This is a genomic window from Brevibacterium oceani (assembly GCF_017948325.1).
Taxonomy (GTDB): Bacteria; Actinomycetota; Actinomycetes; order Actinomycetales; family Brevibacteriaceae; genus Brevibacterium; species Brevibacterium oceani.
This window is the reverse complement of record NZ_CP072846.1, coordinates 219,137-243,524: the sequence shown is the minus strand read 5'-3', so window position 1 is coordinate 243,524 and position 24,388 is coordinate 219,137. Positions and strand designations below refer to the sequence as shown.

The window sequence follows — 24,388 nt, the reverse complement described above, 5'->3', positions numbered from 1 at the left end:
GCCGAAGCGATCAGCCATCGATGACGAGGTCGGTCTGCGCTGTCGAGCAGCACGGCAGGAACTTGCCCGCGTCGATCTCTCTGGCACGGATTCCGCCCTGGTGGTTCATGTCGACGTCGCCGTCGAGCTTGACGATCTTGCAGGACCCGCACATGCCCTCCTGGCAGTTCGCGGGGATCTTCACCCCCGCCTTCCGCGCGGCCTGCAGGACATTCTCGCCCTCCCCGATGCGGACGTTGAGCCCCGAACGCACGAATGACATCGTGTGCTCGCCCTCCCCCACAGTAGGCAGAGCGGCGGGGTCGACGACCTCCGTTTCGTCATCTTCTGAAGGCTCCCCCGCCGAGGCGGCCGACCCGGTCCCAGCCGGGTCCTGGGACCCAGCGTCGGAGACCGACGCCGGCGCCGCCTCGGCGAGGGTGTCATCGACATCGTCGAGCCCGACGACTTCGATCTCGACCTCGTCTTCGACGGGCACGACCGCCTCGGCGTCGACAGCTTCGGTCGGAGCGCCCGCCGCTTCGATCGGCCCGTCAGCGTCGTAGTCGGGTTCGTACATGTCCAGTGCCGCGGGCTGGGACTCGTAGTACTCCTCGGTCGAGGCGGCGATCTCTTCGGCGATCTCGCCGGCGATGGCGACTTCTTCCGCGTATTCGGCGCGGATCTCGCGGTCGCCGGAGAAGAACTCCATGAACACCGAGGTGTCATCGACGCCGACTCCTCGCAGCATCTCGCTTGCCCCGTTGAGGTAGCCCTCCGGCCCGCAGGCGAAGACCTGACGACCGTTGGCATCGGGGACGAGCTCCTCGATCAGCTCTTGCGACAGTCGCCCCGTCCTGCCCGTCCACTCCTCGTCGCAGGCCCGATCACCGAGGCAGTAGATGACCTTGATCCTGAAGTCCGCCTTCGCTAAGAAGTCGAGCTCTTCGGCGAAAGCGAAGGAATCAGGAGTTGAGCCGTGGTAGAGGAGGACGACGTCGGCCTGGCCCGGCAGCGAGTGGACGGTGCGGACCATCGACATCATCGGCGTGATGCCCGCACCGGCCGCCAGCAGGAGGAAGCGCGCTCGACGATCGTAATCGGCCAGGTGGAACGCACCGACGGGCCCGAGCATCTCGAGGACCGTGCCCGGCCGGATGTTCTCATGCGCCCACGGGGATACGCGCCCGTTGGGGTCTCGCTTGATGGTGATCGAGAACGTCCACGGTTCGGTCGGCGCACTCGAGATCGAGTAGCTGCGCGAAACCGGTTCCGCATCCGGACCGTCGATGGGGAAATCGATGTTGATGTACTGCCCCGAACGGAACGCCAACGGCGCCCCGTCCATCCGCCGGAAGACGAAGACCATCATGCCCCCGGCCTCGGGGATCGTCTCCACGCACTCGGCAGAGAACTCCTGCGGATGCCACGGCCCCAAGGCGGTGGCCGCGCCCGCCGGCCCGGTGGTGCTGGAGAGGACTCGATTCCACGGCATCTCCAGGCCCCGGATCCGCTGCGCGAGCGGTATCAGGGGCTCAGCGGAACCCTTCATCCCACGTGCTCCCGCATCCGCTGCACGTACCAGCTGATGAATGCCTCGACCTGGTACTCGCTCTTCATGTAGGGCCCCTGCTCATAGAAGGGACTCGCGGCTCCCTGCTGGCAGAGTTCGACGAAGGCCTTGTCCTGCAGATTCGTCTGCTTCCACGTATGAGTGAGTGTGTCGAGATCGTAGTCGACGCCCTCGACGGCATCGTCGGCGACGAGCCACGTGGTGCGCACGAGGGTCTGGTGCGCGTTGATCGGGAACGCTCCGAAGGTGATGACATGATCGCCGAGGAGGTGGAACCACGAGTTCGGCTGCAGGTGCATCGAGCACCGTCCGAGCCGGAAATCGGGCAGATCGCCCAGCAGCTTCTTCGACAGCCGCCGACCGTCGGCGGAGAACGACTCCCCTTCACCGTCGAGGGACTCCCGGGAGATGCGGATGCCGGCGATGCGGGTGTCGAGCTCCTCGACCACCTCGTAGGGCAGGCCGTAGCGGCGGCAGCGGTACTCCAACGAGGCCTGAGCCTGCTGGTTGCGGTCCCAGACGTCCTCGAGGTGGGGCGGGATGGTCTCGTCGGTGAGTCCCCAGGTCGGGAACAGCGAGCAGGCGAGTTCGGGATGGCCGTCGCAGTGGTAGCACTCGCGGTTGTTCTCCATCACGAGTTTCCAGTTGCCTTCCTCGATGATGTTCTGCTGGTAGGCGACCTTCGTCTTCTCCAGCTCGTGCGGGGCGACATAGGGCTCGAAGATCTTCGCCGTCTCGTCGAAGTCGCTCGGCGGCTCGTCGGCCAGGCAGAGGAAGACGAGCCCGGCGACGACCTTCCCGTGAGCGCGCTTGAGCGCGTAGCAGGACTTGTCGAAGGTCATCTCCCCCGGCGCCGAGGCGTGGATGAGGTCGCCCTCGGGCGAGTAGGTCCACGAGTGGTAGCCGCAGACGAGGTTGCCGGTGGTGCCGCTCGACTCGGTGAGCACGCGGGCACCTCGGTGCCGGCAGACGTTATGGAGGATGTTGACTCCGCCGTCGTCGTTGCGGAGGACGACGAGTGAGTACGGGCCGTAGTCGAGGGTGATGTAGTCACCGGGCTCGGGAACCTCGGCGACGCTGCACGCAAACACCCAGTGCTGACCGAAGATGCCCTGCATGTCGAGGTTGAAGAGATTGTCATCCGTGTAGAACGGTGCCTCGAGTGAGAAGCCGTCGCGACGCGTGTCGAGTCGAGCCCGGATCTCATCGAGCTTCTCTTCGGTGATTCCTGCAGGAAAGCCCTTTTTCGTCGGGGCCAGATTGGCTGCGGTCAATTCTCATCTCCCTTGATGTGTGCCATCGATGATCGGTCCAGCACGGCGGCCGTCGCTTCGACCACTGCAGTCGAACTCGGTGAGCTCGATCACGGATGACACATTAGCGAGCATCACCCTGCAGGAAAAGCGCGAGATTCTGTTCCGTATCATGCGGTATCACTGCATAATTGACGTCATGATCGATCCGCGTCTGACCACGCTGCGCACCTTCGCCGAATGCGGCACCATCGCCGCCACCGCCGAGCTCACCGGATACTCCCCTTCGGCCGTGTCCGGACAGCTCCGGGACCTGCAGCAGTCGCTGGGGATGACGCTGCTCGTCAAAGACGGACGCAGCCTGCGACTGACGTCGACCGGCCGCTATCTGGTGCGTCGGTCCGATACGCTCACGGCAATGTGGGAGGACATTCGCGCCGGCGCCCTCAGCGCCGGGGATCAGGCTCCCAGGCATTTCGGCATCGGTGGTTTCTCGACCGCCTCGTCGAACCTCCTCGCTCCACTCGCGGCGAACATGCGCAAGAGCCACCCGGAGGTCAGCGTCCACGTGGTCGAAGCGAGCCCGACCCGCTGCTTCGAACTCCTCGTCGCCGAACGCATCGATCTGGCCGTCATCGTATCCATGCAGGGCCACGTGCAGGTCGAAGAGGACACGCGCTTCGAAAGCGTCGACCTCCTCGATGACCCGCTCGACGTCATGGTGCCCTCCGATCACCCGGTTGCCGGCCGGGAGTCGGTGACGCTGAGCGAACTCGCAGGCGAGGAATGGATCACGGCGGGACCGGGATCGCCCTATCACTCACTCTTCATCGCTGCTTTCACGGCGGCGGGGGTGACGCCGTCGGTGGCACACGAGTCGGCGGAATGGGAGACCTCGGCAGCACTCGTCGGGTCGGGCATCGGCGTCAGCCTGGTGCCTCGTCTGGTCAGCCTCGCCGGCGACGACAACGTCAGCCGCGTGCGACTGACCGGCACCGGTCGTCTGAGCCGGAAGATCATCGCCGCCATGCGTGCCGGCAGCCGCCGATCGCCGCTCATCCGGGATTCCCTGCAGCATCTGCGGACAACATCCCAATACATCCTCTCGACGCGACTGCGCGACGACGCCTGACGGAGTCGACGTCACCGACCAGCACAAACCTCGCAACGATTCCAGCCTGAGGCTTGACAGAGTTCGGCAACGACGGCGAGACTGCAGTCACATATGATCGACAACTAATATTTCAGCTGTTCAGCGGAACGTCAGCATATGGAGAAGATCGCAGGTTCAGCATCGGGTGCCCCCTCGGTCATCCGCTCACCTTCACATGGGAGGCTCAACGATGAGCAATAAGGCAATCAGCTACGCAGGCCCCGGCAAGGTCGAGGTCGTCGACACCGAATACCCGGACTTCGTCCTCAAAGACGGGCCCGGGGTCAACCCCGCCAATGTCGGTCGCAAGGTCGATCACGGAGTCATCCTCAAAACAGTGGCGACGAACATCTGCGGCTCCGACCAGCACATGGTCCGGGGTCGCACGACCGCCCCGGAAGGCCTCGTGCTCGGTCACGAGATCACCGGCGAGGTCGTCGAGGTCGGCCGTGACGTCGAGTTCGTCAAGGTCGGCGACCTCGTCTCGGTGCCGTTCAACATCTCCTGCGGACGCTGCCGCAACTGCATCGAACGCCAGACCGGCATCTGCCTCAACGTCAACCCCGATCGTCCCGGTTCGGCCTACGGCTACGTCGACATGGGCGGCTGGGTCGGCGGTCAGGCCGAGTACGTGCTCGTGCCCTACGCCGACTGGAATGTGCTGAAGTTCCCGGACAGGGATCAGGCGATGGAGAAGATCCTCGACCTCACAATGCTCTCCGACATCTTCCCCACCGGGTTCCACGGTGCCGTCGGAGCCGGTGTCACGGTGGGTTCGACGGTTTACGTCGCCGGTGCCGGTCCTGTCGGGATCGCTGCGGCCACCTCGGCGCATCTGCTCGGTGCCGCCGTCGTCATCGTCGGTGACCTCAATGAGGACCGACTGGCGCAGGCGCGTGCCTTCGGCTGCGAGACCGTCGATGTGTCCCAGGGCGATCCGAAGGATCAGATCGAGCAGATCCTTGGTGTCCCCGAGGTCGACTGCGGCATCGACGCGGTCGGATTCGAGGCACGCGGCCATGGAAAGGACGCCAGTCACGAGGCCCCGGCCACGGTGCTCAACTCGCTCATGGACATCACGCGCGCCGGCGGCAGCCTCGGCATCCCCGGCCTCTACGTCACCGGCGATCCGGGTGCCCCGGATGAGGCGGCAAAGGAGGGCTCGCTGTCGATGCGGTTCGGACTCGGCTTCGCGAAGTCGCACACCTTCATCACCGGCCAGTGCCCGGTGATGAAGTACAACCGTGGGCTCATGCAGGCGATCCTCCATGACAAGGTCTCGATCGCGAAGAACGTCAACGCCACTCCGATCCGTCTCGAGGACGCGCCGCAGGGTTACGCGGACTTCGACTCAGGCGTGGCGAAGAAGTTCGTGCTCGACCCGCACGGCCTGATCTCCGCCTGAGGAACTGCCGCCGCCCGAGGTGGCATCCCCATGCACCACATCGGCCGGGCGACGCTGGTCGAGTCCGCCGCCACCTCGGGCCCTCACCGCCCGGGCACCCCGGACTCACGTTCCGCTCGTGCCTCTCATGGCTGCGAGACGAGGGTGGAACGTCGAGAACTCGAATCCGCCGGTCGGCCCGCTCCCCTCAAGGCGCGGTTCGGCCGGTCGGTTGCCGAGAAGTGGGCGCAATCGGATGCTCTCAATGACTCCTGAGCATCCGATTGCGCCTGCACACTCCCGCACTCATGTCACTGTTGCCCGCCGGCGCAGTCTGCGGCGCGGAGCAGCGATTGTTCGGTCGATCCACCGTGGTTTCGTCGCCGAAAACGCGGTGGAATGACCAAAGAACGCCGACGAACACCGCAGGAGGCACAGCGCGCTAGCCCAACTTCGTCGAAACAACGGTGGAGCGCCGAGACACCCATGCACACACAGTGGTCTCGGCGCTCCACCGTTGTGTCGTCGGCAGGCCCGTCGACGCCACACTGTTTCGGCGGCGGGGGCACCAGCCCTGCCCCAGCCTCAGCCCCGCGCAGCCTCATCTTCCAACCGCGTGAACGCGAGGTGCGCGAGCGCCGCAGACTGATCGCCGAGCAGCCCGTCATCGAACTGCACGCGCGGCGAGTGGTTCGTCTCGGCATCGGGGTCGATGCCTTCGGGAGTCGCTCCGAGGAAGACGAATGTGCCCGGCACCTTCTGCAGCACGAAGGAGAAGTCCTCGGACCCCATGCGCGGATGCTCCATTTCGACGACGTTGTCCTCCCCGAACACCGAACTCAACCTGTCGAGCACGACCGCTGACTCTGCGGGGTTGTTCACGGTCACGGGGAATCCGACCTGGAAGTCCACCTCGGCGGTGCAGCGGTGTGCGCGGGCGATGTTCTCGGCGATCTCGGTCACCCGCGCTTCGAGCAGCGCCAGCGATTCGGCGGAGAGGAAGCGGATGGAGGCGGTGAGCTTCGCCGAGTCCGGGATGACGTTGCTGGCCTGCGCCGCTTCGAGCTGGGTGACCGAGACGACGACGGGGTCGAAGATGTCGAAGGACCGGCCGGTCATCGTATTCAGCGCCAGCACCACCTCGGCGAGCGCGGGCACGGGATCGCGGGTCGCCTGCGGTTGGCTGCTGTGCCCGCCGGCGCCGTGGATGGTCAGGCTCAGGTCGGCGAATCCGGCCATGAGCGGGCCGCCCTTCGTCGTGAAGCGGCCGCGCACATCGGCTTCGACGTGGACGCCGTAGGCCGCGACGACGGGGACTCCCGCGGCTTCGAGGACCCCTTCGGCGATCATCGGTTCGGCACCGCCGTCGACCTCCTCGGCGGGTTGGAACATGAAGATGACCGAGCCGGGGATCTCCTCCCGGTGCGCCGCGAGCAGGCGGGCGGCGCCGACGAGCCCGGCCGTGTGCAGGTCGTGTCCGCATGCGTGCATGTTCCCGTTCTCAGACGCGAAGTCCAGGCCGGTGTCCTCGGCGACGGGCAGGGCATCCATGTCCCCGCGCAGCAGCACCGCGGGTCCTGGTTTCCCGCCCTTGAGGACGGCCACCACCGAGGTGAGTGATTCGCCCGTGGTGATCTCGAGTCCCAGTCCGGCGAGTTCGTCGAGCACCGTGCGCTGAGTGAAGGGAAGATCGTAGCCGAACTCGGGATTCGCGTGGAGCTTCCGTCGCAGAGAGATGAGATCGCCGAGGTGGCCCTGCGCTTCGGTGCGGAAATCGGGAACGGACGACATCATTCTCCTCGTTAAGCGGTGGGCTGAGAGCGGCTGGCGCTGAACCTCGATTCTAGACCGACTCCGGACGAATCATTGCTCCAGTCCATCCGGTCAGCCCGCGCCCGGAAGCGTATCTACCGATTATCGATTATCTGTTATCGTTAAAGCATGACAGGCAAAGAAGCTCTCACGGATCTGCGCGTGATCGACGCGTCCACACTCTTCGCCGGCCCGATGGCGGCTACCCTCCTCGGCGATATGGGGGCGGAGGTGATCAAGGTCGAACACACCAAGAAGCCCGACGCCAGCCGTGGCCACGGGCCATCCAAGGACGGGCACGGCATGTGGTGGAAGGTGCTCGGGCGAAACAAGCGAACAGTCGCTCTCGACCTCCACACCGATGGTGGCCGGGAGGCATTTCTCCGGCTCGCCGCGACCGCCGACGTCCTCATCGAGAACTTCCGTCCCGGGACCCTCGACAGATGGGGACTGAGCTATGCCGACCTGACTCGCGACAATCCCGGCCTCGTCGTCGTCCGTGTCACCGGGTTCGGACAGTTCGGCCCCCGCAGCAATGATCCCGGATTCGGCACCCTCGCCGAGGCGATGAGCGGCTTCGCGTCGATGACCGGCGAACCCGACGGCCCCCCGACCCTGCCGCCTCTGGCGCTCGCCGACGCCATCACGGGCATGGGCGCCGCCTACTCGGCCATGGTCGCCCTGCACACCCGCGCGGAGACGGGCAGAGGGCAGGAAGTCGACATCTCGCTCATCGAACCGATCCTCGCCACGCTCGGACCTCAGATCACCATCTTCGATCAGCTCGGTACCGTTCCCGAGCGCCACGGCAACCGCTCGACGAACAACGCCCCGCGGAACTTGTACAAGACCGCCGATGACCGCTGGCTGGCGATCTCGACGTCCTCGCAGTCAATCGCCGAGCGGGTCATACGGATGGTCGGGCGCCCCGATTTCATCGAGCAGCCGTGGTTCGCCACCGGCACCGAACGCGCAGCGCATGCCGATGAGCTCGATGCCGCGGTCTCGGCATGGGTCCGCGAACGCAGCGCCGACGAGGCGCTTGCCGGGTTCCAGGATGCCCAGGCCGCCGCGGCGCTCGTCTACGACGTTCGCGACATCGTCGAGGACGAGCAGTACAAGGCGCTCGACACAGTCATCGACGTCGACGACCCCGATTTGGGCAGTCTGCGGATGCAGAACGTCATGTTCAGAATGTCCCAGAATCCCGGATCGGTCCGCTGGGCGGGCCGTCGCCACGGCGAGGATACGACCACTGTGCTCGACGAACTCGGCTATGGGGTCGAGGAGATCGCCGCGATGCTCGACAGGGGTGAAGCGCTGTGACAACGACGCCCATCACGTATATGTACACCCCCGCCTCGAGCGTCGATCGTCTCGCGAGTTCGCTCGAACGCGGGGCCGACGTCGTCATCTTCGACCTCGAGGACGCAGTGGCGCCGGCGCAGAAGACCGCGGCTCGCGAGGGTCTTGTCGCCTTCCTTGCCGAGCTCGAGGAACCCGGTCAGACCCGGATCCATGTCCGGATCAACTCGCTGAGCTCCGCCTGGGGACACGACGACCTCCGCGCACTGCGCGAAGCCCCGCATGTCACCGGTGTGCGAGTCCCGAAGGTGACGTCACCGGAGCAGATCGCCGAGGTGCGTGCGGTCGTTCCCGAGCTGGAGATCCACGCGCTCATCGAGGATGCCGAAGCTGTTGCCGCGATGCGCAGCATCTGCCGCGCACCCGATGTCACGAGCGTCAGCCTCGGCGACAATGACATGCGCGCAGCGCTGCATCTGCGCGGTGAGGCCGCCATGGACATCATCCGAGTCCAGCTGGTGGTCGAGCTGGCGGCGGCCGGGAAGAATCCTCCGACCGGCTCTGTCTACCCCAATGTCGAGGACAACGATGGGCTACACCGGGATTCGCTGCGATTGCGCGACCTCGGCTTCGCCGGGCGCTCTGCCATCCACCCGCGCCAGCTCGAGCCGATCCGCCGGGCATTCCAGCCCTCGTTCGAGGACATCGCCCACGCCCGGAGGGTCATCGAAGCCGCCGACGTTGCCGAGGCGGAAGGCCGTGGTGCCGTCGCACTCGAGGACGGCTCGTTCGTCGACCAGCCCTTCGTCGACGATGCCAGGTACATCATTTCGCTGACCCGCTCCAACGACTGAGACACCCTCAGTCGTACCCCTCCTGCACTGACAGCCATTGACCATCGGAGTTCAATTTGACCATCTCGATCTGGGCCCTCATCTCCTATATCGCACTCATCGTGGTGTGGAACGGCGTATTCAAACGCAACATCGGCGAAGCGATGCTCGTCGGATTCATCGCCGTCTGCCTCTTCGGCGGATCTGACTTTCTGCCCGTACTGTGGGAGGGGCTGGTCGGCGCAGCCAGCGAGGAAGTCGTATTCGCTGCACTCACCTTCGTCTTCATGGGCTACATGCTCGGCGAGCTGGGCCTCATGCAACGCCAGGTCGCCATTCTCAACTCCATCTTCGGCCGCTTCCGCGGCGGTGCTGGTTATGTCTCATCGGTCGCCTCGGCGCTCTTCGGGTCCGTCTCCGGATCGGGGTCCGGAAACGCCGCCGCCGTCGGTTCGATCACGATCCCCTGGATGACCCGGTCGAACTGGAGTCCGGCCCTCGCCTCGACTCTCGTGGCAGGAAACGCCGGCCTCGGCATCTCGTTCCCTCCCTCGTCATCGATGTTCCTCCTCCTCGGGTCGGCGGCGGTCAGTCCCTACGTCTCTGCGGACATGCTGTTCGTCGGACTGCTCTGCGGAGGACTGTGGACGCTTCTCCACAGGCTCATCCTCGTCTTCATCTGGGTCCGGAAATTCGGAATCGACAAGGTCTCGAAGGGTGACATCCAACCCTTCGGCACCGCCCTCAAGCAGGGCTGGACGGCCCTGTTGATCTATCTCGGCATCGCCATCCCGCTGCTGCTCACGGTCGGCCCGGGCGCAGACTGGACGGTCTCCCGCCTCGGCACGTCTGCCGCCGATGCCATCAGCATCATCGTCTGGATCCCTGTGCTCGTGCTGATGGCCGCGATCATCATCGGCTGGAAGAACCTGCCGCGCACCGGCCACGGTTGGAACATGCTCCTCGAGAAGGTCGCACCGCAGTACGCAGTGGTCGGTGCCACTCTGTTCTTCGCGTTCGCCGCCGCCGGATCCCTCGGGGAGCTCGGGCTCTCGGAAGACCTGACGGTGATCATGGGGATGCTCGATGCCCCTGCCATCGTCGTCGCACTCCTCGTCGGAGTCCTCATCCTCATCATCGCGGCCCCGCTGACCGGAACCGCCACGATCGCCGCGGTCGGAGGGGTCGCCTTCACCGCGCTCACCGCCGCGGGCGCTACGCCGCTGGCGGCAGCTGTGGCGATCCTCGTATTCGCCTCGACCGAGGGAGCATCACCTCCCGGTGCCGCGCCGATCTACATCGCCACCGGCATCGCCGGAGTCGACCCGGGGAAGACGTTCGTGCGTCTGATCACCTGGTTCGTCGTGCCGACGCTCGTCATCGGGGCACTGATCGCGGTCGGTCTGCTCCCCCTCATCAACACCTGACACACCTGTCGACACAAACGGAGGTCTCCCATGCCACAGTCCGAGTCCAATGCATCGTCGGAGCCGCTGCACGGCTTGCGCCGCGCGCTCATGGCCCTATTCAAAGTTCTGCTCGTCGCGTTCCTCGTCCTCGGGTCGGTCCTCGTGATCGTCCAGCTCATCGGGGTGATCATCGGGGGCAGCAGCCTCGTCGTCGGGGTGGTCGATGCCCTCGCCCTGCCAACCACGGTCGCAGCTTCTGCGGCGGGGCTCCTCGGCTTCGCAATGTCCTACATATTCCATTGGAAGAGCTCGGACTGACAATGCTGCACCGAGGAGCAGGGGCCCGGCGAGATCTGATCTCGCCGGGCCCCATCTATTTCCCTAGGTTCTTGCCCAAGTGCTGGCATCCCGGAACTGGCACTCCGAGGGCACCCTGCCGACAGCTGCCTTTCCGACCGCGTGCTCCCAGTGGACCGCCAGGATTCGGTTGCCAGCGTGGGGCCGCTCAGTCGGGAAGCATAGCCAGCGGTCGCACCGGAGCTCCGGTTGCACCGTAGACGTAGAGCGGAGCGATCACGACATCGAAAGCAGAGACTCCAGCATCTCGGACCGGCTCGAGGTCGAGGGATTCGATGATGTTGATCGTATTGTCTACCAACAGGACGCGGTGAACCGGCAGAGCCGAATGCCCCTGTCCGGGGCGAACGAGCTCGAACGCGTTGGTGTCGGCACCGACGCAGCGCACGCGGTGCCCCACCAGGTGCTGGGCGGCTTCGATGCCGATTCCCGGCACGCCGCTGGCGTGGCCGATATAGGCCTCCGGATCGCCGAACAGCGTTCCCCACCCGGTTCTTATGAAGACGACGCATCCCGGCTCGATAGGCGTGTCCTGTCTCTGCGCACACTCGTCGAGGAGAGCCGCCGAGATCTCGAATCCGCCGGGAAGGCGTCGGCTTCCCAGATGAGTCGCGATGTCGAGGACGACGCAGTGCGCGACGAATGGTGCGACCTCGTGCACACCGAGGCGGGCGAAGCGCCCATTCTCCATCGCTTCACCCACCGTGAGCCCTTCGGCCATCCGTCCGTCCTGCGACACATGGGCGGCCGCATCGATATGAGTTCCCACGTGGAGCCCCATGATCACCATGTCGCTGGCACCGCTGCCGCCGTCGCCCCGGACCCGATCACCGTGCCGGCGCTGGAGGACGTGAGTGAAGTCCGGATGACTGGGCGATTTGGCCATTCCGGCCTCCAACCGGCGGCCGAGATCCAGCGTGCGCATGTAGGTGAGTTCTCCTTGGTCGTCGATGAAGGTGAGGGAGCTTCAACCAGGGAGGCTGCCTCAGCCAGGGAAGGTGCTGCAGTCGGGGAGGCTGACTGTTCGCCGCCGGGTCCGGCTGATCACAGGCGCGCCAGCAGGGGCAGCAGGGCCGAGACGAGGAAGAGCACGAAAGCTCCTCCCAATCGGCTCGTCATCTGGGAGAACGGAAGGAGGTTCACCCTGTTGGCGGCCGAGAGCACAGGAATGTCGCTGCCCATATCAGCCATATTCAGCCCGGCCGTGACCGAGGCTTCGAGGAAGTACATCTTACACAGCCATCCTGTCAGACCCGCGACCCCGGCGATGATGAGGATCGCGGCGAGGGTGAGGAGGACGTAGATCGGATCGGTGAAGGACCCGAGGAGCTGGCCCACGTCAATGTAGGCGATGCTGCAGCCCACGAGCAGAGCGGGAACCCAGCTCTTGGAGACGAAGCTGTACCAGTCGTCGGATGCCTGCTCGAGCTGTTCGGGCAGCAGATCGAAGATCTTGATCAGAGCGGCCAGCAGGATCGTCCAAGCATAGCCGTGGACGGCCGGGACGAAATGAGCGAGGATGAGCCCGGCGAAATACAGCGTTCCGGCGACGACGATGCCAGCGGCCATCGACGAGAAGAACGCGGAGTCCCGTTCCGGGGGAACCTGATCGACATCACCGGCCACCTCTTTCCGCAGCAGACGTCCCTCGCCGTCAAATCCGATGAAGAGCCTGCGCCGGCTGCGCGAGAGTCCGTTGTAGACACCCGCAATGAAGATCGCCACGGTGTTCGCGATGACGACGGACGGCAGCAGCCGCGAGAGGTAGTCGCCGGCGTCCCCGCCCAGAGCGGTGGCATACATCTGTGAGAGCGGAACGGCTCCGGCGCCGATTCCCCCACCCGTGACGGGCGCGGCGATGAAGAGCACCGCTTCTCGCACCCCGAATCCCAACAGCCCGCCGAGGAGGCTGACCAGGACGAATGACACGATGACCGCGCAGACGACGGGCACGGCGAATCTGAACCCGACCTTGAGTAGGAGCTGGCGAGGCATTGAGAGGATGCTTCCCGCAATCAGCGAGGCGATGAAGAAGTCAATGAACCCGTAACCCGAGGTCCAGTTCTCCATGACGTCGGCGACCCGCGTCGGCAGGATTCCAGCGAAGAGCAGGAAGGCAGGGAGCAGGGTGCAGGCGATTGCGGAGAGGCCGAAGTTCTTCAGATAAGGCGTGTGATTGCCCAGCCAGCTGAGGAATCCGCCGAATACCATGCACACGGTGAATCCGCCGACGAGGTTGTCGGGGACTTCACCGAGCACCCCGGCGGCCGCGACGAGCGCGGCGCAGATGAGAAAATAGGGCCAGGGTATCCCCGCAATCACTGCGCGTGAGACCGATCGGCTGCCGACCTCGGCGGTGTCTGTGTGTGGTGACCTGCTCATTGCAACTCCGTGTTCCATCGACATCATCGTCTCTGCCGCCGCGCCGCGTTCTGCGTCGCCGGTTGTTGTGTAGATTATCGATAATCGATTATCGATGTCAATCGTTCGGCGCTTGGTTAGACTGGGATAATGACTTCCGCAGACCACCCCAAGCCGCCCCAAGGCAAGACGCAGTACGTCTACGAGTGGCTGCGCGAGCGCATCATGTCCGGCGCGATGAGTCCAGGCGAGCCGATCCGACAGAACACCGTCGCCAAACAGCTCGGCGTCTCGGCCTCCCCCGTCCGAGAGGCGTTCCGCCGACTCGAAACCGTCGGACTGATCTCGCACACCGACAACCTCGGCGCCGCGGTCTCCGAACTCAATGAAGACGACCTCCAGGAGGTCTATCTCCTGCGTGGCGTCATGGAGGGCCTCGCCGCCAAGCTGGCCGCTGAGAAGCGCACGGACGACGACGTCACCCGCCTGCGCGAGATCCTCGCCCGGGCAGAGGCGAAGTTTCCCGGTGACGACGAGCCGGGCGAGCTCGCCAAACTGTCGCGCGAATTCCACGACGAGATCGCGCGCATCGGCAGCCCCGATGTCATCGCACCCCGAGTTCAGCAGCTGTGGTGGGCCTACCCGGTCCCTCAGTCGACCTCGCTGTGGGGCGATCGCGACTGGGCACGCGGCATCCTCACCGTCCACAAGGAGATGGTCGACGCCCTCGAGCGCGGTGACGGCGAGACCGCAGAGCGCCTCGGCCGCGACCACGTCCAGGCCTCCGGCAGGGACCGTCTGGACACCGCCGAACGTCAGCAGACATCCTGAGGCCTCGGCGTCCGTCTCGCGCATCGTCGTCGCTCAGAACGGCACCCTCGACGGCGGACCACTGCGTTCAGTACTGTGGTGACACCACGAATCTCGATGAGGAGACCGACCGTGCGCATCATCATCACTCAGAACATCACTCTCGACGGCCGTGTCGAGATGCTCGACGACTGGTTCGATCCGCAGGCCCAGGACGAAGAGCTCACAGCCGAGCTCATGCGGCAGTCCGCGAACGAGGACGTGCTGCTCCTCGGCCGGCAGACGTTCGAGGACTTCCGCAGCTATTGGCCTGCCCAGACCGATGACACCACCGGAGTCGCGGCACAGCTGGACCAGGTGGACAAACGCGTTGTGTCCTCGACCTTGAGAGAGCCGGGATGGCAGAACACACAGATCATCAGCTCCGATCCGATGCGGGCGGTTGCGGAAATGCGTGAGGAGACAGGGCGCGACGTCATCGTCACCGGCAGCATCACCCTGGCTCACGAACTCATCGCCGAGGGGTTGGTGGATGAGTATCGGATGTTCACCTACCCGGTGTGGCAGGGCCGCGGGCGCGGATACTTCCACGACGGAGCGCACTCGGCCAGGCCTCCTCGACTGCGGCTCATCGAGTCGAAGTCCTTCCCCAGCGGGATCGTGTATTCGGCCTACGAACCGGGTGCCTGAAAAGCGACGTTCTCGCCTCTGGCGAGCGCGAGAGTCCGACCGACGACATCGCCCGAACTACTCAGTCCGACCTGCAACACTGCCCGTCCTGCTCAGCTCAACCGGCAGTTGAGACATCAGCCAGTCCGGTTCGCCGCGAAGTCCTTGCCCCACACATTCATCGCCGTCACGATCGGTTCCAGGCTGCGCCCCAGATCGGTCAGTGAATATTCGACCCGCGGCGGTACCTCTGGGTACGCGACTCTCCGAACCAGGCCATCGTCCTCGAGTTCGCGCAGCTGCCGGGTGAGGGTCTTCGTGTTCGCCAAGGGCACCAACCGTCCGAGTTCGTTGAATCGACGCGTCCCGTCGAGGAGATGCTTGATCAGCGTGAGCTTCCACGTGCCGCCGACCGCTGAGACCGCGACCTCGACCGGGCAGACATCCATCGCACGACGCACGGGCAACCGCATACATACCTCCACAGGGACAGAAATGTCCGTACTAGACAGTCTTACGCTAGGCGGCAACGATGGAACCATGCAAGGAGACGACACACCTTCGACAATCCTCTGGCTCAGTGCGCATCCCGAACCGAGATCACTCAACGGAAACCTGCGCAGCGCGGGAATCGCCCACCTGCAAGATGTCGGGCACACCGTCCTGACATCCGATCTCTACGCCATGGGCTGGGATCCTGTCCTGCGTCGGCGCGACGGCGGTCATGCCGCCCGGACCGATGAGCCGAACACCGGTGAACCCAGCACCGAGGCGGCCGATCCCGAGTCCGTCCACTCCCCCAACCGCTTCCGCGTCAGCGCCGACACCCGCAGCGCGCACGTCGACGGCACCCAACCGCACGAGACCACCCGCGAACAGGAGAAGCTTCGGCGCGCCGACGCGGTTATCGTTCAGTTCCCCCTGTGGTGGTACGGAATGCCCGCGATCCTCAAAGGCTGGTTCGATCGCGTCTTCGTCAGCGGCTTCGCCTTCGGCACCGACCCGACCACGGGACGACGCCTCCGTTTCGAACAGGGACCGTTCGCAGGCAAGCAGGTTCTCGTCGTCACCACCCTCGGCGATCGTCCGATGGCCATCGGGCCGCGGGGCAAGTCCGGTGAGCTGCGAGAGCTCCTCTTCGGCCTTCTCCACGGCACCTTCGCCTACACAGGCATGAGCGTACTCGAGCCCTTCGCTGTCCCCTGCGCCGACCGGATCGACGACTTCGACGCAGCCCGCGACAGGCTGATCGAGCGCCTCGACGGCCTCTTCACCGAACCGGCCATCGCCTACCGGCCGCAATTCACCGGGGACTACTCGCCCGATTGGGAACTCGCGCCCACATCTGCCCCGGCGAACACGGAGTCCGCATCCACATCGCCAGTTGACCACGCACGTTCTCACTCTCCGCGAATGTCACCGACTCTCAGAGGAAAATCACGATGCACAAGTCCACCGACTCCCGTCCAGCCACCGACTCCCGCCCCGCAGACATTGCGCAAGTGGCCGATTCCGTCCAAGGATTCGCCTCACACATTCCCGAGACCGAACTCGACGATCTCCGTACCCGACTGCAATCGGCCCGCCTGCCCGAACCCGAGACAGTGGTCCGGCCGAAACCAGATCCGCGACGATGGGACCAAGGCGTACCGCTCGACGACCTCACGGAGCTTGTCGACTACTGGCGAACCGACTACTCGTGGCGGGACTTCGAAGACCGTCTGAATGGTGTCGGCCAGTTCCGCACCGACATCGACGGCCTGAGCATCCATTTCCTGCACCGTCGCTCCTCCCGAACGGATGCGACACCGCTGATCCTCACCCACGGATGGCCGGGCAGCATCGCCGAATACATCGACGTCATCGACGAACTTGCAGAACCGACAGATCCCACAGCACCGGCCTTCCACTGCGTCGTGCCGTCTCTGCCCGGTTTCGGCTTCAGTGACAGACCGAGCGTCACCGGTTGGTCTACGGACCGAATCGCCGAGGCATGGGTGACACTCATGGGCAGGCTCGGCTACGACCGGTTCGCGGCCTTCGGCGGCGACTGGGGCGGGGTGATCACCACGATCCTCGGTGGGCGCTTCCCCGATCACCTGATCGGCATCCACACCACCTATGCGCCCGGAGTCCCGGGAGGCTCACTGGAGGAACTGACGGAAGACGAGCGTGCCTGGGCCCTCGATGCCGAGGATTTCTGGACACATCGGGCCGCCTATGCGCACCAGCAGGCGACGCGACCGCAGACCATCGGCTACGCCCTCGTCGACTCGCCTGTCGGCCAACTCGCGTGGATCCTCGACAAGTTCGCCGAGTGGACGGACACTGAAGACTCCCCCTTCGAGACTATCTCCCGCGACCGCCTGCTCGACAATGTCTCCCTGTACTGGCTGATGCGCACAGGTGCCTCCTCGGCGCGGATCTACTTCGAAAGCCATGATTCCCTCGATCCAGATCTGCGCGTCGACGTCCCCACTGCGATCACGATGTACCCGCACGACATCGAAAAGTATCCCCGCGCCCTCTCAGAACATCACTACCGCAACATCGTGCGTTGGAGAGCCGCCGAACGCGGCGGACACTTCCCCTCGCTCGAAATGCCGGATGAGTTCGTCGACGACCTCAGAGCCGGACTCTCAGCAATCCTTGCCGGGAACCGCTGAAGCACCTGGAACAAGAATTTTTCGTCGAAACAACGCTGGAGCACCGAGACACCTGTGTGTGCGGTGTGCACAGGTGCCTCGACACGGAACCGGTGTCTCGAGACGATCTCTGCTTCACGCCGTGCCGAACATGACCTTTCGGCCGTCCGGATCCTCGACCGTGACGACGACGTCGTCGACGGCCACCAGCGGAGTTCCCGCGTTCTTGATCCGTTCGAGGAACTCATCCTGATCGGGGATCCGGAAGTACAGGTGGGTGAGATTGGATTCGGCCACGGGCGGGAACGCATAGTCGGCGAACGCCTCAGCCGAATGCAGGGCAACCTGCACCCCACCGGCCTCGACGACGAAATACGTGTATTCCTCGTCGCCCTCGGTCGTCAGCGGGAGGCCCGCGATCTCACGATAGAAGGCGGCGGTCGCCTCGGCGTCGGTGCAGGTGAGGAACACCCCGCGGAACGTCGATTCCATGGCCAACTCCCTTCGCGGCGGATCGCACGGACCGTGCTCCGTGCAATTCCGGTAGCCGCAGTGTACCCGCCGAGGCTGACGCGAGTCAGTGCCCGATCGACGAATCCGAGACGAACAGATGGCACATCTGAACCTCGCCGGGCCGGACTACCGCAATCACCCTTGCCACGGGCCGCACATACTCCACACATTCTTCGGTGAATCGGCTCTGTTAGCCTGACAGGCTGATCCCGAAATCAGGAGTGATTGTGCGAACCAACCGGTGGTTGCTGGGCCTGGCCATGTCCGTGTCCGTCGTGGCTCTGGCCGCGTGCGGAAGTCAGGGCGACGAAGCGAAGCCCCAGGAGTCCTCGGCTGCCGCCGAGCAGTCCCCCGGTGCCGATGCCTCCGGGCAGGACGCCTCCGGGCAGGGCAAACCGAGTACGAAGGACATCCCGAAGGTCGTCGCCGAGGTCAACGGCGAGAAGATCACGAAGGACGACTTCGTCCCCCTCTTCGAGACCCAGTACCAGCAGATGCAGATGCAGGCCCAGCAGTCGGGCCAGCCGGTCGATGAGAAGGATCTGAAGAAGCAGACGGCGGAGAACCTCGTGAGCACGAAAGTGCTCACGCAGGAAGCAGACAAGCGCGACATCTCGGTCTCCGACAAGGACATCGACAAGGCCCTCAAGGAATCCGCCAAGTCCGGGCAGATGAGCGAGAAGGACTTCCTCAAGTCCATGAAGGACCAGGGCATGGATGAGAAGAAGGTCCGCTCAGAGCTTAAGAACCAGCTGAAGATCGAAGGCCTCGTCGAAGACGAATACGGCGAGTTCAAGGTCAGCGGCGAAGAGATCGGGCAGGCCTACGAGCAGGCGAAGTCCCAGCAGGAGCAGATGGCTCAGCAGGGCGGGCAGCAGCAGGAGATGCCTTCGATCGACGAGATGCGCCCCCAGCTGAAGGAACAGGTCAAGAGCCAGAAGTCCAACGAGGCGACTCAGAAGTACGCGAAGAAGCTGCGTAAGAAGGCCGACGTCACGATCAACCTCTGAGCGGCTGATTCCGTCCCAGCAGGCGGGACCTTGCGCCCTTTCTGTACAAAACCCTGAGAATTCCTCGCATTTTCTGTGAGTGGCATCTACTCTTTAGTGGATATCGTTCGGATCGACACCGACCGCATCGTCCGTCCGAGCCCCGTTGTCGACGGTGGCCCGTTGCCGACAGTGACACGGTGCCGACGGTGACCCGAACTCGGCACCACACGAGCCCACCACAGAAAAGGACTTCCCGTGGCTTCCATTCTCACGCGTTCGGCGATCGTTGCGCCGAAGAACTTCAACCGGTGGCTGATCCCACCGGCCGCACTCGCCATCCACCTGTGCATCGGCCAGGTCTACGCCTTCAGCGTCTTCAAGATCCCGTTCATGGACCACTTCGACGCCGGTGAGGTCTCGATCGGCTGGATCTTCTCGATCGCGATCCTCATGCTCGGCATCTCTTCGGCGGTCTTCGGCCCCTGGGTGGAGAAGAACGGACCACGGGCCTCGATGGTCGCCGCCGGAACCTGCTGGGTCGTCGGCTTCTTCATCGCCTCGCTCGGCATCGTCACCGGTCAGCTGTGGCTGGTCTACCTCGGCTACGGCGTCATCGGCGGAATCGGCCTGGGCATCGGCTACATCTCACCCGTGTCGACGCTGATGAAGTGGTTCCCGGACCGTCCGGGCCTGGCCACCGGCCTGGCGATCATGGGCTTCGGCGGAGGCGCGCTCATCGCCAGCCCGATGTCGAACCAGCTCATGGCCCTCTACGGCGGAGGTCCCGAACCCGAGAACCTCGTCGCGGGTCTCACCCCGACCTTCGTCACCCTCGGCATCGTCTACGCCGTGGTCATCGCCGCCGGCGCCTTCGTCATCCGCGTCCCCCACCCCGAATGGGTCCCGAAGGGTTTCGACCCCTCGAAGGTCGCGGCCAAGCCGATGCAGACGAAGGGCAACGTCTCGGTCCGCAATGCCATCCGCACCCCGCAGTTCTGGCTGCTGTGGGTCGTCCTGTTCCTCAATGTCACTGCGGGAATCGGCATCCTCGAGAACGCCGCCCCGATGATCCAGGCCTACTTCGGCATCACCGCCGCAGCCGCCGCAGGCTTCGTCGGCCTGCTCTCGATCGGCAACATGGGCGGTCGCTTCATCTGGTCGACGACCTCGGACTACCTGGGGCGGAAGAACAACTACATGCTCTACCTCGGCGTCGGGGCGATCCTCTATCTCCTCGTCGCATTCTTCGGCGGCGGATCGATCATTCTCTTCATCCTCGCCACGCTCATCATCATCTCCTTCTACGGCGGCGGATTCGCCACCATCCCCGCGTACCTCAAGGACCTCTTCGGTGTGTACCAGGTCGGCGCTATCCACGGCGCGCTGCTCACGGCATGGTCGGCCGCCGGTGTGGCCGGTCCGCTCATCGTCAACTCCGTCGTCGAGGCCGGTGAGGCGGCCGGCAAGTCCGGACCGGAACTCTACACCCCCGGCATGTTCATCATGGTCGGCGCTCTGATCATCGGCTTCATCGCCAACGCACTGGTCCGCCCCGTGGCCGAGAAGCACTTCGAACGCGAAGAGGACGTCGCAGCCAAGCAGGCCGCCGCCCTCGAAGAAGACTGAAGGAAGGGTCTGAAAGAATGAATGACTCCACCCACATCGCCCACGTTCCCGACTCCGGTTCGCCGCAGTCCCCCGTCGGCGGCGCCTACCGGGCGGTCGGTTCGACGCTGACCGTCGTCGTGGTCGGCGGCCTCGCCTGGGGGTTGGTGCTGACCGTGGTCAAGGCCGTCGCGATCTTCACCGGCTGACCTTCGCCGCCGAATCCTCGCCGAGGCTGCCCTGCGCAGCCGTGCACGCGCCGCCTTCGTCGCGGGAGACTTCCGATCCCCGGCAGAACCGACATTGGTTCTGCCGGGGATCAGTTGCTTCCGGGTGCTGACCGGCCGCAGAAAATGGTCGAATGACCCTTGCCCTCGATTACCTTAAGTGCTTAACTTACTCTTATGGATCTCGCTCATGAACTTCACGACCTGGTCCGCACACTCGACCGGTGGGCGGAGCAGATGCTGCGTCCCGAGGGACTGACCTACAACCAATACGTCGCTCTCGTCATCCTCGGTCACCACCCCGGCATCACCGGACGCACGCTGTCGAAGTCGCTCGGCGTCACCGAGGCCGCCGGGTCCGGAATCGTCAAGGCGCTGCTGGCCGACGATCTCATCACCAACGCGGCGACACCGGGATCCGGCAATCGTCGGGAACTGCGCCTCACCTCGGCGGGGGAGGCCAAGAGCGCGCACTGCGCGCAACTGCTCGGACACTCCCTCGACGACAATGCCCGCGCGATCGGCATCGACCCGAACTCGCTCGCCGCCACGATCCGCGACCTCCACGACGAGGTCCGCACCATCCGCACTCCGGCTACCTCACAGCCCGCCGACGCACCTCAGTCTCAGGAGAACTCATGACCACCGTCCTCGCCATCACTGCTCTCGTCCTCGGCCTCGCCCGCCTCGGCGTGTTCATCGCCCTCCACCTCGTCCCCAGCGGTTACACGATCGTCGGCCATGCCGTCAGCGACTATGCGGTCGGGCCCACCCGCCGCCTGAGCAGCACGATGACGTGGCTGACCGCCGCGTTCTGGGCCGTCCTCGCCGTCGCCACAGCGCTCGGCCTCCCCGCTTGGCGTGACGTCACCGGAGTGACGATCGCCCTGGCCGCACTCGCACTCATCTTCATCGCCCTGCCGCTCGTTCCCACCGACATCGAAGGCGAGAAGCTCACGACGATCGGCCGCCTCCACTACCTCCTGGCCATCGCATGGTTCGCCATCAGCTATGCCTGCATGGGCAACTTCACCAGGCTCTTCACTCAGTCCGGCCCTGAGTGGCTGGCGAGCACGCTGAGCGTCATCGCCTGGATCGCTCTGGTCTCCTTGATCGTGAGCGTCATCGTCCTCATCATCAAGAAGCTGCGTCCGAAGGTCTTCGGCATCTCCGAACGCATCTTCATCCTCTCCGTCAACCTCTTCTACATCGGAGTGTCCATCGGCATCATCGTCAGCGCCGCCTGAGCTGCGCCATCCGCTGATTCACTTCGGGCCGAAAACCAGCCTGACCATGTACCCGACTCAGTGGTGCGGGTTGGAGTCCCCTGTGCGAATCACTGGGCCCGTGCACCAGCATCGAACTCGAGGAAGAGGTCCACAAACTCTTTCGGCTTCTCCTCGGCGATCCCCTCGCACATCGGCAGGTAGTTGACGGCAAGGGCCTGAGCCGCCCCGCCGCTGGAGAGAACCGGGATGGTGAGCCTGCCGTTCCGCTGCAGGTCCCTGCGGTGGATGTCAGCGTCGTGGTCGAGAGGTCCGGGAGACCATATGACTCCTTCTCCCTCCCAGCGCGGCTCGGCAGCTGGGAGAATCGAAGTCATGAGTAGGAAGAAACAGACTCTGAGTGAGTTCCTCACCGCCAGGCGCGCCGCCATACGGCCCGAGGATGCGGGGATCAACGACGCCGGGCCGCGTCACGTGCCGGGACTGCGCCGCGAGGAGGTTGCAGTGCTCTCCGGTGTGAGCGTCGACTGGTATGTGCGGCTCGAGCAGGGACGTCAGGTCACTCCGTCGGAGTCCGTACTCGCGGCCGTCGCTCGCACCCTGCGGCTCGATGCTGCTGAGCGGGAGTACCTGTTCAACCTCGCTCGACCAACTTCTGGCACCACGACTGCCGACGGGAACGCAGTCGTCCGCCCGGGCATCCGGAGAATGATCGACGGGTTGCAGAACCAACCGGCGTTCCTCCTCGGGCCCCGTATGGAAGTGTGCGCCGGCAACGAGCTCGCCTGGGCCCTGTTGGCCGACTTCCCTGCCCGCGAACCGGATGATCGGAACCTGCTCCGCTGGATCTTCACAGAGCCCGGGGTCCGCGACCTCTACCTCGACTGGGCGAACGTTGCCTCGGAACTCGTCGGAGTACTGCAGCTCGAGGCCAGCGCACGCCCCAGAGATCCCGCGATCGCCGCGCTCGTCGGGGAACTCGCCACCGCCAGCCCAGAGTTCGCGGCGTGGTGGGCGCGCCCCAATCCGCAGGGGCGCACCTCGGGGACCAAACGCTTCGCGCACCCCGTCGCCGGGCGTCTCACCATCGACTGGGAAGCGTTCACCGTCCCTGACGACTCGACTCAGACCCTGTTCGTCTACTCCGCTGCCGATGACTCATCGGCCGAGGCACTCCGGCTTTTGGCGACATGGCGCGCCACAGAACGCGCCGAGACCGCCGACTCAGCAGACATGACACATCAGCAACCAGCAGACAGGACCACACCGTGACCAGAACCGCACTCATCACCGGAGCCTCCTCAGGGATCGGCTTCCGCATCGCCCAGCAACTCGCCTCCCGTGGATATGACATCGTCGGCATCGGTGCGAGCAAGAAGATCCTCGCGCTGCCCGAGAAGCTGCCGCAGGTGACGGTGACGCCGGTTCGCGCCGACCTCACCGACCGTGGGCAGCTCGATGCCGCTTGGCGGTCCTTCGAGGAGCTCGGGGTGAGTCTCGACGTCGCGGTTCTCAACGCCGGCAAGAGCCTCGGCGGCGGCTTCCTCGACACTGACCTCGACGATGAGCTGCACATGCTCGATCTCAACGTGACCAGTCAGGTCATTCTCGCGAAGCGAGTTGTTCGTCGGATGGCCGAGCAGAAGCAGGGGCGAATCCTGATCACCACCTCGGTGTCGGCAACGACACCGACCCCGTACGAGTCGATATACGGACCGACCCGGGCATTCATGTACAGCTTTGCCCAGGGTCTGCGCGAAGAGATGCACGAGTACGGAGTGTCCGTCACTGCGCTGCTTCCAGGTGCTACCGCGACGGATTTCCATGACACCGCCGGTATGCAGGACACCAAGTTCGGCGACAACTCCTGGAAGAACGACCCCGAGCTCGTCGCTCGGCTCGGCGTCGACGCGCTGTTTGCTGGACGCGACCATGTCGTGGGCGGAGACCGCAGCACGCGCTGGTCGGCCTTGCGCAACAAGCTCACCCCAGAACGCGTCAAAGCCCGCAGATTTGCCAGCGATTCCAAACCTCATGCGTCGAAATGATGCTTAGCCGGTAAGGCACCAACGCGGGCCCTCCAATTCGACTACACGTCCCGACCATCGTCATCGCTACCTGATCCTCTCTCCCGGCCGTCGCCTCCAGAGCCAGCCCTGTCGGATCAACCATTCCGCCCCGGGCAGGTCTCACGTCTCTCGGCCTCGGCCTCTCAGCCTGCGACTGACAAAGTCGAAGCTTCGCTCCAGCTGCGCCACAGCTTGGCCACAGCGTGCGGGTAC

The 24,388-nt window shown here is 64.8% G+C and carries 24 protein-coding genes and 1 pseudogene; 17 read left to right on the top strand and 8 right to left on the bottom strand.

The annotated features are described in order from the left end of the window. Window positions 1–10: 10 nt before the first annotated feature. Together J9314_RS01095 and J9314_RS01090 are read right to left on the bottom strand one after the other, a co-directional pair. Window positions 11–1,531 (bottom strand): flavin reductase family protein, encoded by a 1,521-nt coding sequence (locus J9314_RS01095; RefSeq protein ID WP_210604082.1) that lies wholly within the window; start codon window positions 1,529–1,531, stop codon window positions 11–13. Beyond that, window positions 1,528–2,778, bottom strand: a complete 1,251-nt coding sequence (locus J9314_RS01090) for an aromatic ring-hydroxylating oxygenase subunit alpha (protein ID WP_425514192.1) — start codon at window positions 2,776–2,778, stop codon at window positions 1,528–1,530. Before J9314_RS01090 ends, J9314_RS01095 begins: the two co-directional genes overlap by 4 nt. A 226-nt stretch (window positions 2,779–3,004) precedes the next feature. Here J9314_RS01090 and J9314_RS01085 point away from each other — a divergent pair, with 226 nt between their 5' ends. Then, window positions 3,005–3,937, top strand: a complete 933-nt coding sequence (locus tag J9314_RS01085; RefSeq protein ID WP_210604080.1) for a LysR family transcriptional regulator — start codon at window positions 3,005–3,007, stop codon at window positions 3,935–3,937. 211 nt (window positions 3,938–4,148) lie between these two features. Continuing rightward, window positions 4,149–5,363, top strand: coding sequence for a formaldehyde dehydrogenase, glutathione-independent (gene fdhA, locus J9314_RS01080; protein WP_210604079.1), 1,215 nt, complete (start codon window positions 4,149–4,151; stop codon window positions 5,361–5,363). 564 nt (window positions 5,364–5,927) lie between these two features. On the opposite strand, the gene J9314_RS01075 is transcribed toward fdhA, so the two are convergent. Beyond that, complete coding sequence (locus J9314_RS01075; RefSeq protein ID WP_210604078.1) at window positions 5,928–7,133, bottom strand: M20 metallopeptidase family protein; 1,206 nt, start codon at window positions 7,131–7,133, stop codon at window positions 5,928–5,930. A 150-nt stretch (window positions 7,134–7,283) separates the two neighbouring features. Here J9314_RS01075 and J9314_RS01070 point away from each other — a divergent pair, with 150 nt between their 5' ends. The 4 genes from J9314_RS01070 to J9314_RS01055 are packed head-to-tail and all read left to right on the top strand — an operon-like array spanning window position 7,284 to window position 11,019. Further along, window positions 7,284–8,480, top strand: coding sequence for a CaiB/BaiF CoA transferase family protein (locus J9314_RS01070; RefSeq protein WP_210604077.1), 1,197 nt, complete (start codon window positions 7,284–7,286; stop codon window positions 8,478–8,480). Next, entirely contained in the window at window positions 8,477–9,313 is an 837-nt protein-coding gene (locus J9314_RS01065) for an HpcH/HpaI aldolase/citrate lyase family protein (RefSeq protein ID WP_210604076.1), read from the top strand. The genes J9314_RS01070 and J9314_RS01065 overlap by 4 nt, the downstream gene beginning before the upstream one ends. Before the next feature lie 56 nt (window positions 9,314–9,369). Beyond that, on the top strand, window positions 9,370–10,719 hold the full coding sequence (locus J9314_RS01060; RefSeq protein WP_210604075.1) for a TRAP transporter large permease subunit: 1,350 nt from the start codon (window positions 9,370–9,372) through the stop codon (window positions 10,717–10,719). A gap of 30 nt (window positions 10,720–10,749) precedes the next feature. Beyond that, entirely contained in the window at window positions 10,750–11,019 is a 270-nt protein-coding gene (locus J9314_RS01055) for a hypothetical protein (protein ID WP_210604074.1), read from the top strand. 187 nt (window positions 11,020–11,206) lie between these two features. On the opposite strand, the gene J9314_RS01050 is transcribed toward J9314_RS01055, so the two are convergent. Together J9314_RS01050 and J9314_RS01045 are read right to left on the bottom strand one after the other, a co-directional pair. Continuing rightward, window positions 11,207–11,983 carry a cyclase family protein gene (locus J9314_RS01050; RefSeq protein ID WP_210604073.1) on the bottom strand — a complete coding sequence of 259 codons (777 nt, stop codon included), beginning with the start codon at window positions 11,981–11,983 and terminating at the stop codon, window positions 11,207–11,209. Between the two features lie 119 nt (window positions 11,984–12,102). Next, on the bottom strand, window positions 12,103–13,440 hold the full coding sequence (locus tag J9314_RS01045) for a 2-hydroxycarboxylate transporter family protein (RefSeq protein WP_210604072.1): 1,338 nt from the start codon (window positions 13,438–13,440) through the stop codon (window positions 12,103–12,105). A gap of 129 nt (window positions 13,441–13,569) precedes the next feature. Here J9314_RS01045 and J9314_RS01040 point away from each other — a divergent pair, with 129 nt between their 5' ends. Together J9314_RS01040 and J9314_RS01035 are read left to right on the top strand one after the other, a co-directional pair. Continuing rightward, entirely contained in the window at window positions 13,570–14,250 is a 681-nt protein-coding gene (locus J9314_RS01040) for a GntR family transcriptional regulator (protein ID WP_210604071.1), read from the top strand. A 111-nt stretch (window positions 14,251–14,361) separates the two neighbouring features. Then, entirely contained in the window at window positions 14,362–14,919 is a 558-nt protein-coding gene (locus tag J9314_RS01035) for a dihydrofolate reductase family protein (RefSeq protein ID WP_210604070.1), read from the top strand. Between the two features lie 116 nt (window positions 14,920–15,035). Here the strand turns inward: J9314_RS01035 and J9314_RS01030 are convergent, their stop codons facing one another. Beyond that, window positions 15,036–15,371, bottom strand: coding sequence for a winged helix-turn-helix transcriptional regulator (locus J9314_RS01030; protein WP_210604069.1), 336 nt, complete (start codon window positions 15,369–15,371; stop codon window positions 15,036–15,038). 22 nt (window positions 15,372–15,393) lie between these two features. Here J9314_RS01030 and J9314_RS01025 point away from each other — a divergent pair. Then, window positions 15,394–16,095 (top strand): annotated as a pseudogene (locus J9314_RS01025) (NAD(P)H-dependent oxidoreductase); the annotation flags it as partial. 245 nt (window positions 16,096–16,340) lie between these two features. Beyond that, window positions 16,341–17,564: an epoxide hydrolase family protein gene (locus J9314_RS01020; protein ID WP_210604068.1), complete on the top strand. Its 1,224-nt coding sequence runs from the start codon at window positions 16,341–16,343 to the stop codon at window positions 17,562–17,564. Between the two features lie 114 nt (window positions 17,565–17,678). On the opposite strand, the gene J9314_RS01015 is transcribed toward J9314_RS01020, so the two are convergent. Continuing rightward, complete coding sequence (locus tag J9314_RS01015; RefSeq protein ID WP_181274094.1) at window positions 17,679–18,035, bottom strand: VOC family protein; 357 nt, start codon at window positions 18,033–18,035, stop codon at window positions 17,679–17,681. 248 nt (window positions 18,036–18,283) lie between these two features. Between J9314_RS01015 and J9314_RS01010 the strand changes: the two genes are divergently transcribed. The 5 genes from J9314_RS01010 (at window position 18,284) to J9314_RS00990 (ending at window position 22,127) form a co-directional block, all read left to right on the top strand. Continuing rightward, window positions 18,284–19,066, top strand: a complete 783-nt coding sequence (locus J9314_RS01010; protein WP_246490544.1) for a SurA N-terminal domain-containing protein — start codon at window positions 18,284–18,286, stop codon at window positions 19,064–19,066. 237 nt (window positions 19,067–19,303) lie between these two features. Then, window positions 19,304–20,674 carry an L-lactate MFS transporter gene (locus J9314_RS01005; RefSeq protein WP_210604067.1) on the top strand — a complete coding sequence of 457 codons (1,371 nt, stop codon included), beginning with the start codon at window positions 19,304–19,306 and terminating at the stop codon, window positions 20,672–20,674. Window positions 20,675–20,691: 17 nt separating this feature from the next. Continuing rightward, entirely contained in the window at window positions 20,692–20,862 is a 171-nt protein-coding gene (locus tag J9314_RS01000) for a hypothetical protein (RefSeq protein ID WP_210604066.1), read from the top strand. A 195-nt stretch (window positions 20,863–21,057) separates the two neighbouring features. Continuing rightward, window positions 21,058–21,522 (top strand): MarR family winged helix-turn-helix transcriptional regulator, encoded by a 465-nt coding sequence (locus J9314_RS00995; RefSeq protein ID WP_210604065.1) that lies wholly within the window; start codon window positions 21,058–21,060, stop codon window positions 21,520–21,522. Further along, window positions 21,519–22,127, top strand: coding sequence for a DUF998 domain-containing protein (locus tag J9314_RS00990; RefSeq protein ID WP_210604064.1), 609 nt, complete (start codon window positions 21,519–21,521; stop codon window positions 22,125–22,127). The genes J9314_RS00995 and J9314_RS00990 overlap by 4 nt, the downstream gene beginning before the upstream one ends. An 89-nt stretch (window positions 22,128–22,216) precedes the next feature. Here the strand turns inward: J9314_RS00990 and J9314_RS00985 are convergent, their stop codons facing one another. Next, on the bottom strand, window positions 22,217–22,483 hold the full coding sequence (locus J9314_RS00985) for a hypothetical protein (RefSeq protein ID WP_210604063.1): 267 nt from the start codon (window positions 22,481–22,483) through the stop codon (window positions 22,217–22,219). Between J9314_RS00985 and J9314_RS00980 the strand changes: the two genes are divergently transcribed. Next, the gene (locus J9314_RS00980) at window positions 22,482–23,378 is read left to right on the top strand and encodes a helix-turn-helix transcriptional regulator (RefSeq protein WP_210604062.1); all 897 of its coding nucleotides are present in this window, start codon (window positions 22,482–22,484) and stop codon (window positions 23,376–23,378) included. The two genes, J9314_RS00985 and J9314_RS00980, sit on opposite strands and share 2 nt — an antisense overlap. Continuing rightward, window positions 23,375–24,154 carry an SDR family NAD(P)-dependent oxidoreductase gene (locus tag J9314_RS00975; RefSeq protein WP_210604061.1) on the top strand — a complete coding sequence of 260 codons (780 nt, stop codon included), beginning with the start codon at window positions 23,375–23,377 and terminating at the stop codon, window positions 24,152–24,154. The genes J9314_RS00980 and J9314_RS00975 overlap by 4 nt, the downstream gene beginning before the upstream one ends. Window positions 24,155–24,388 lie beyond the last annotated feature (234 nt).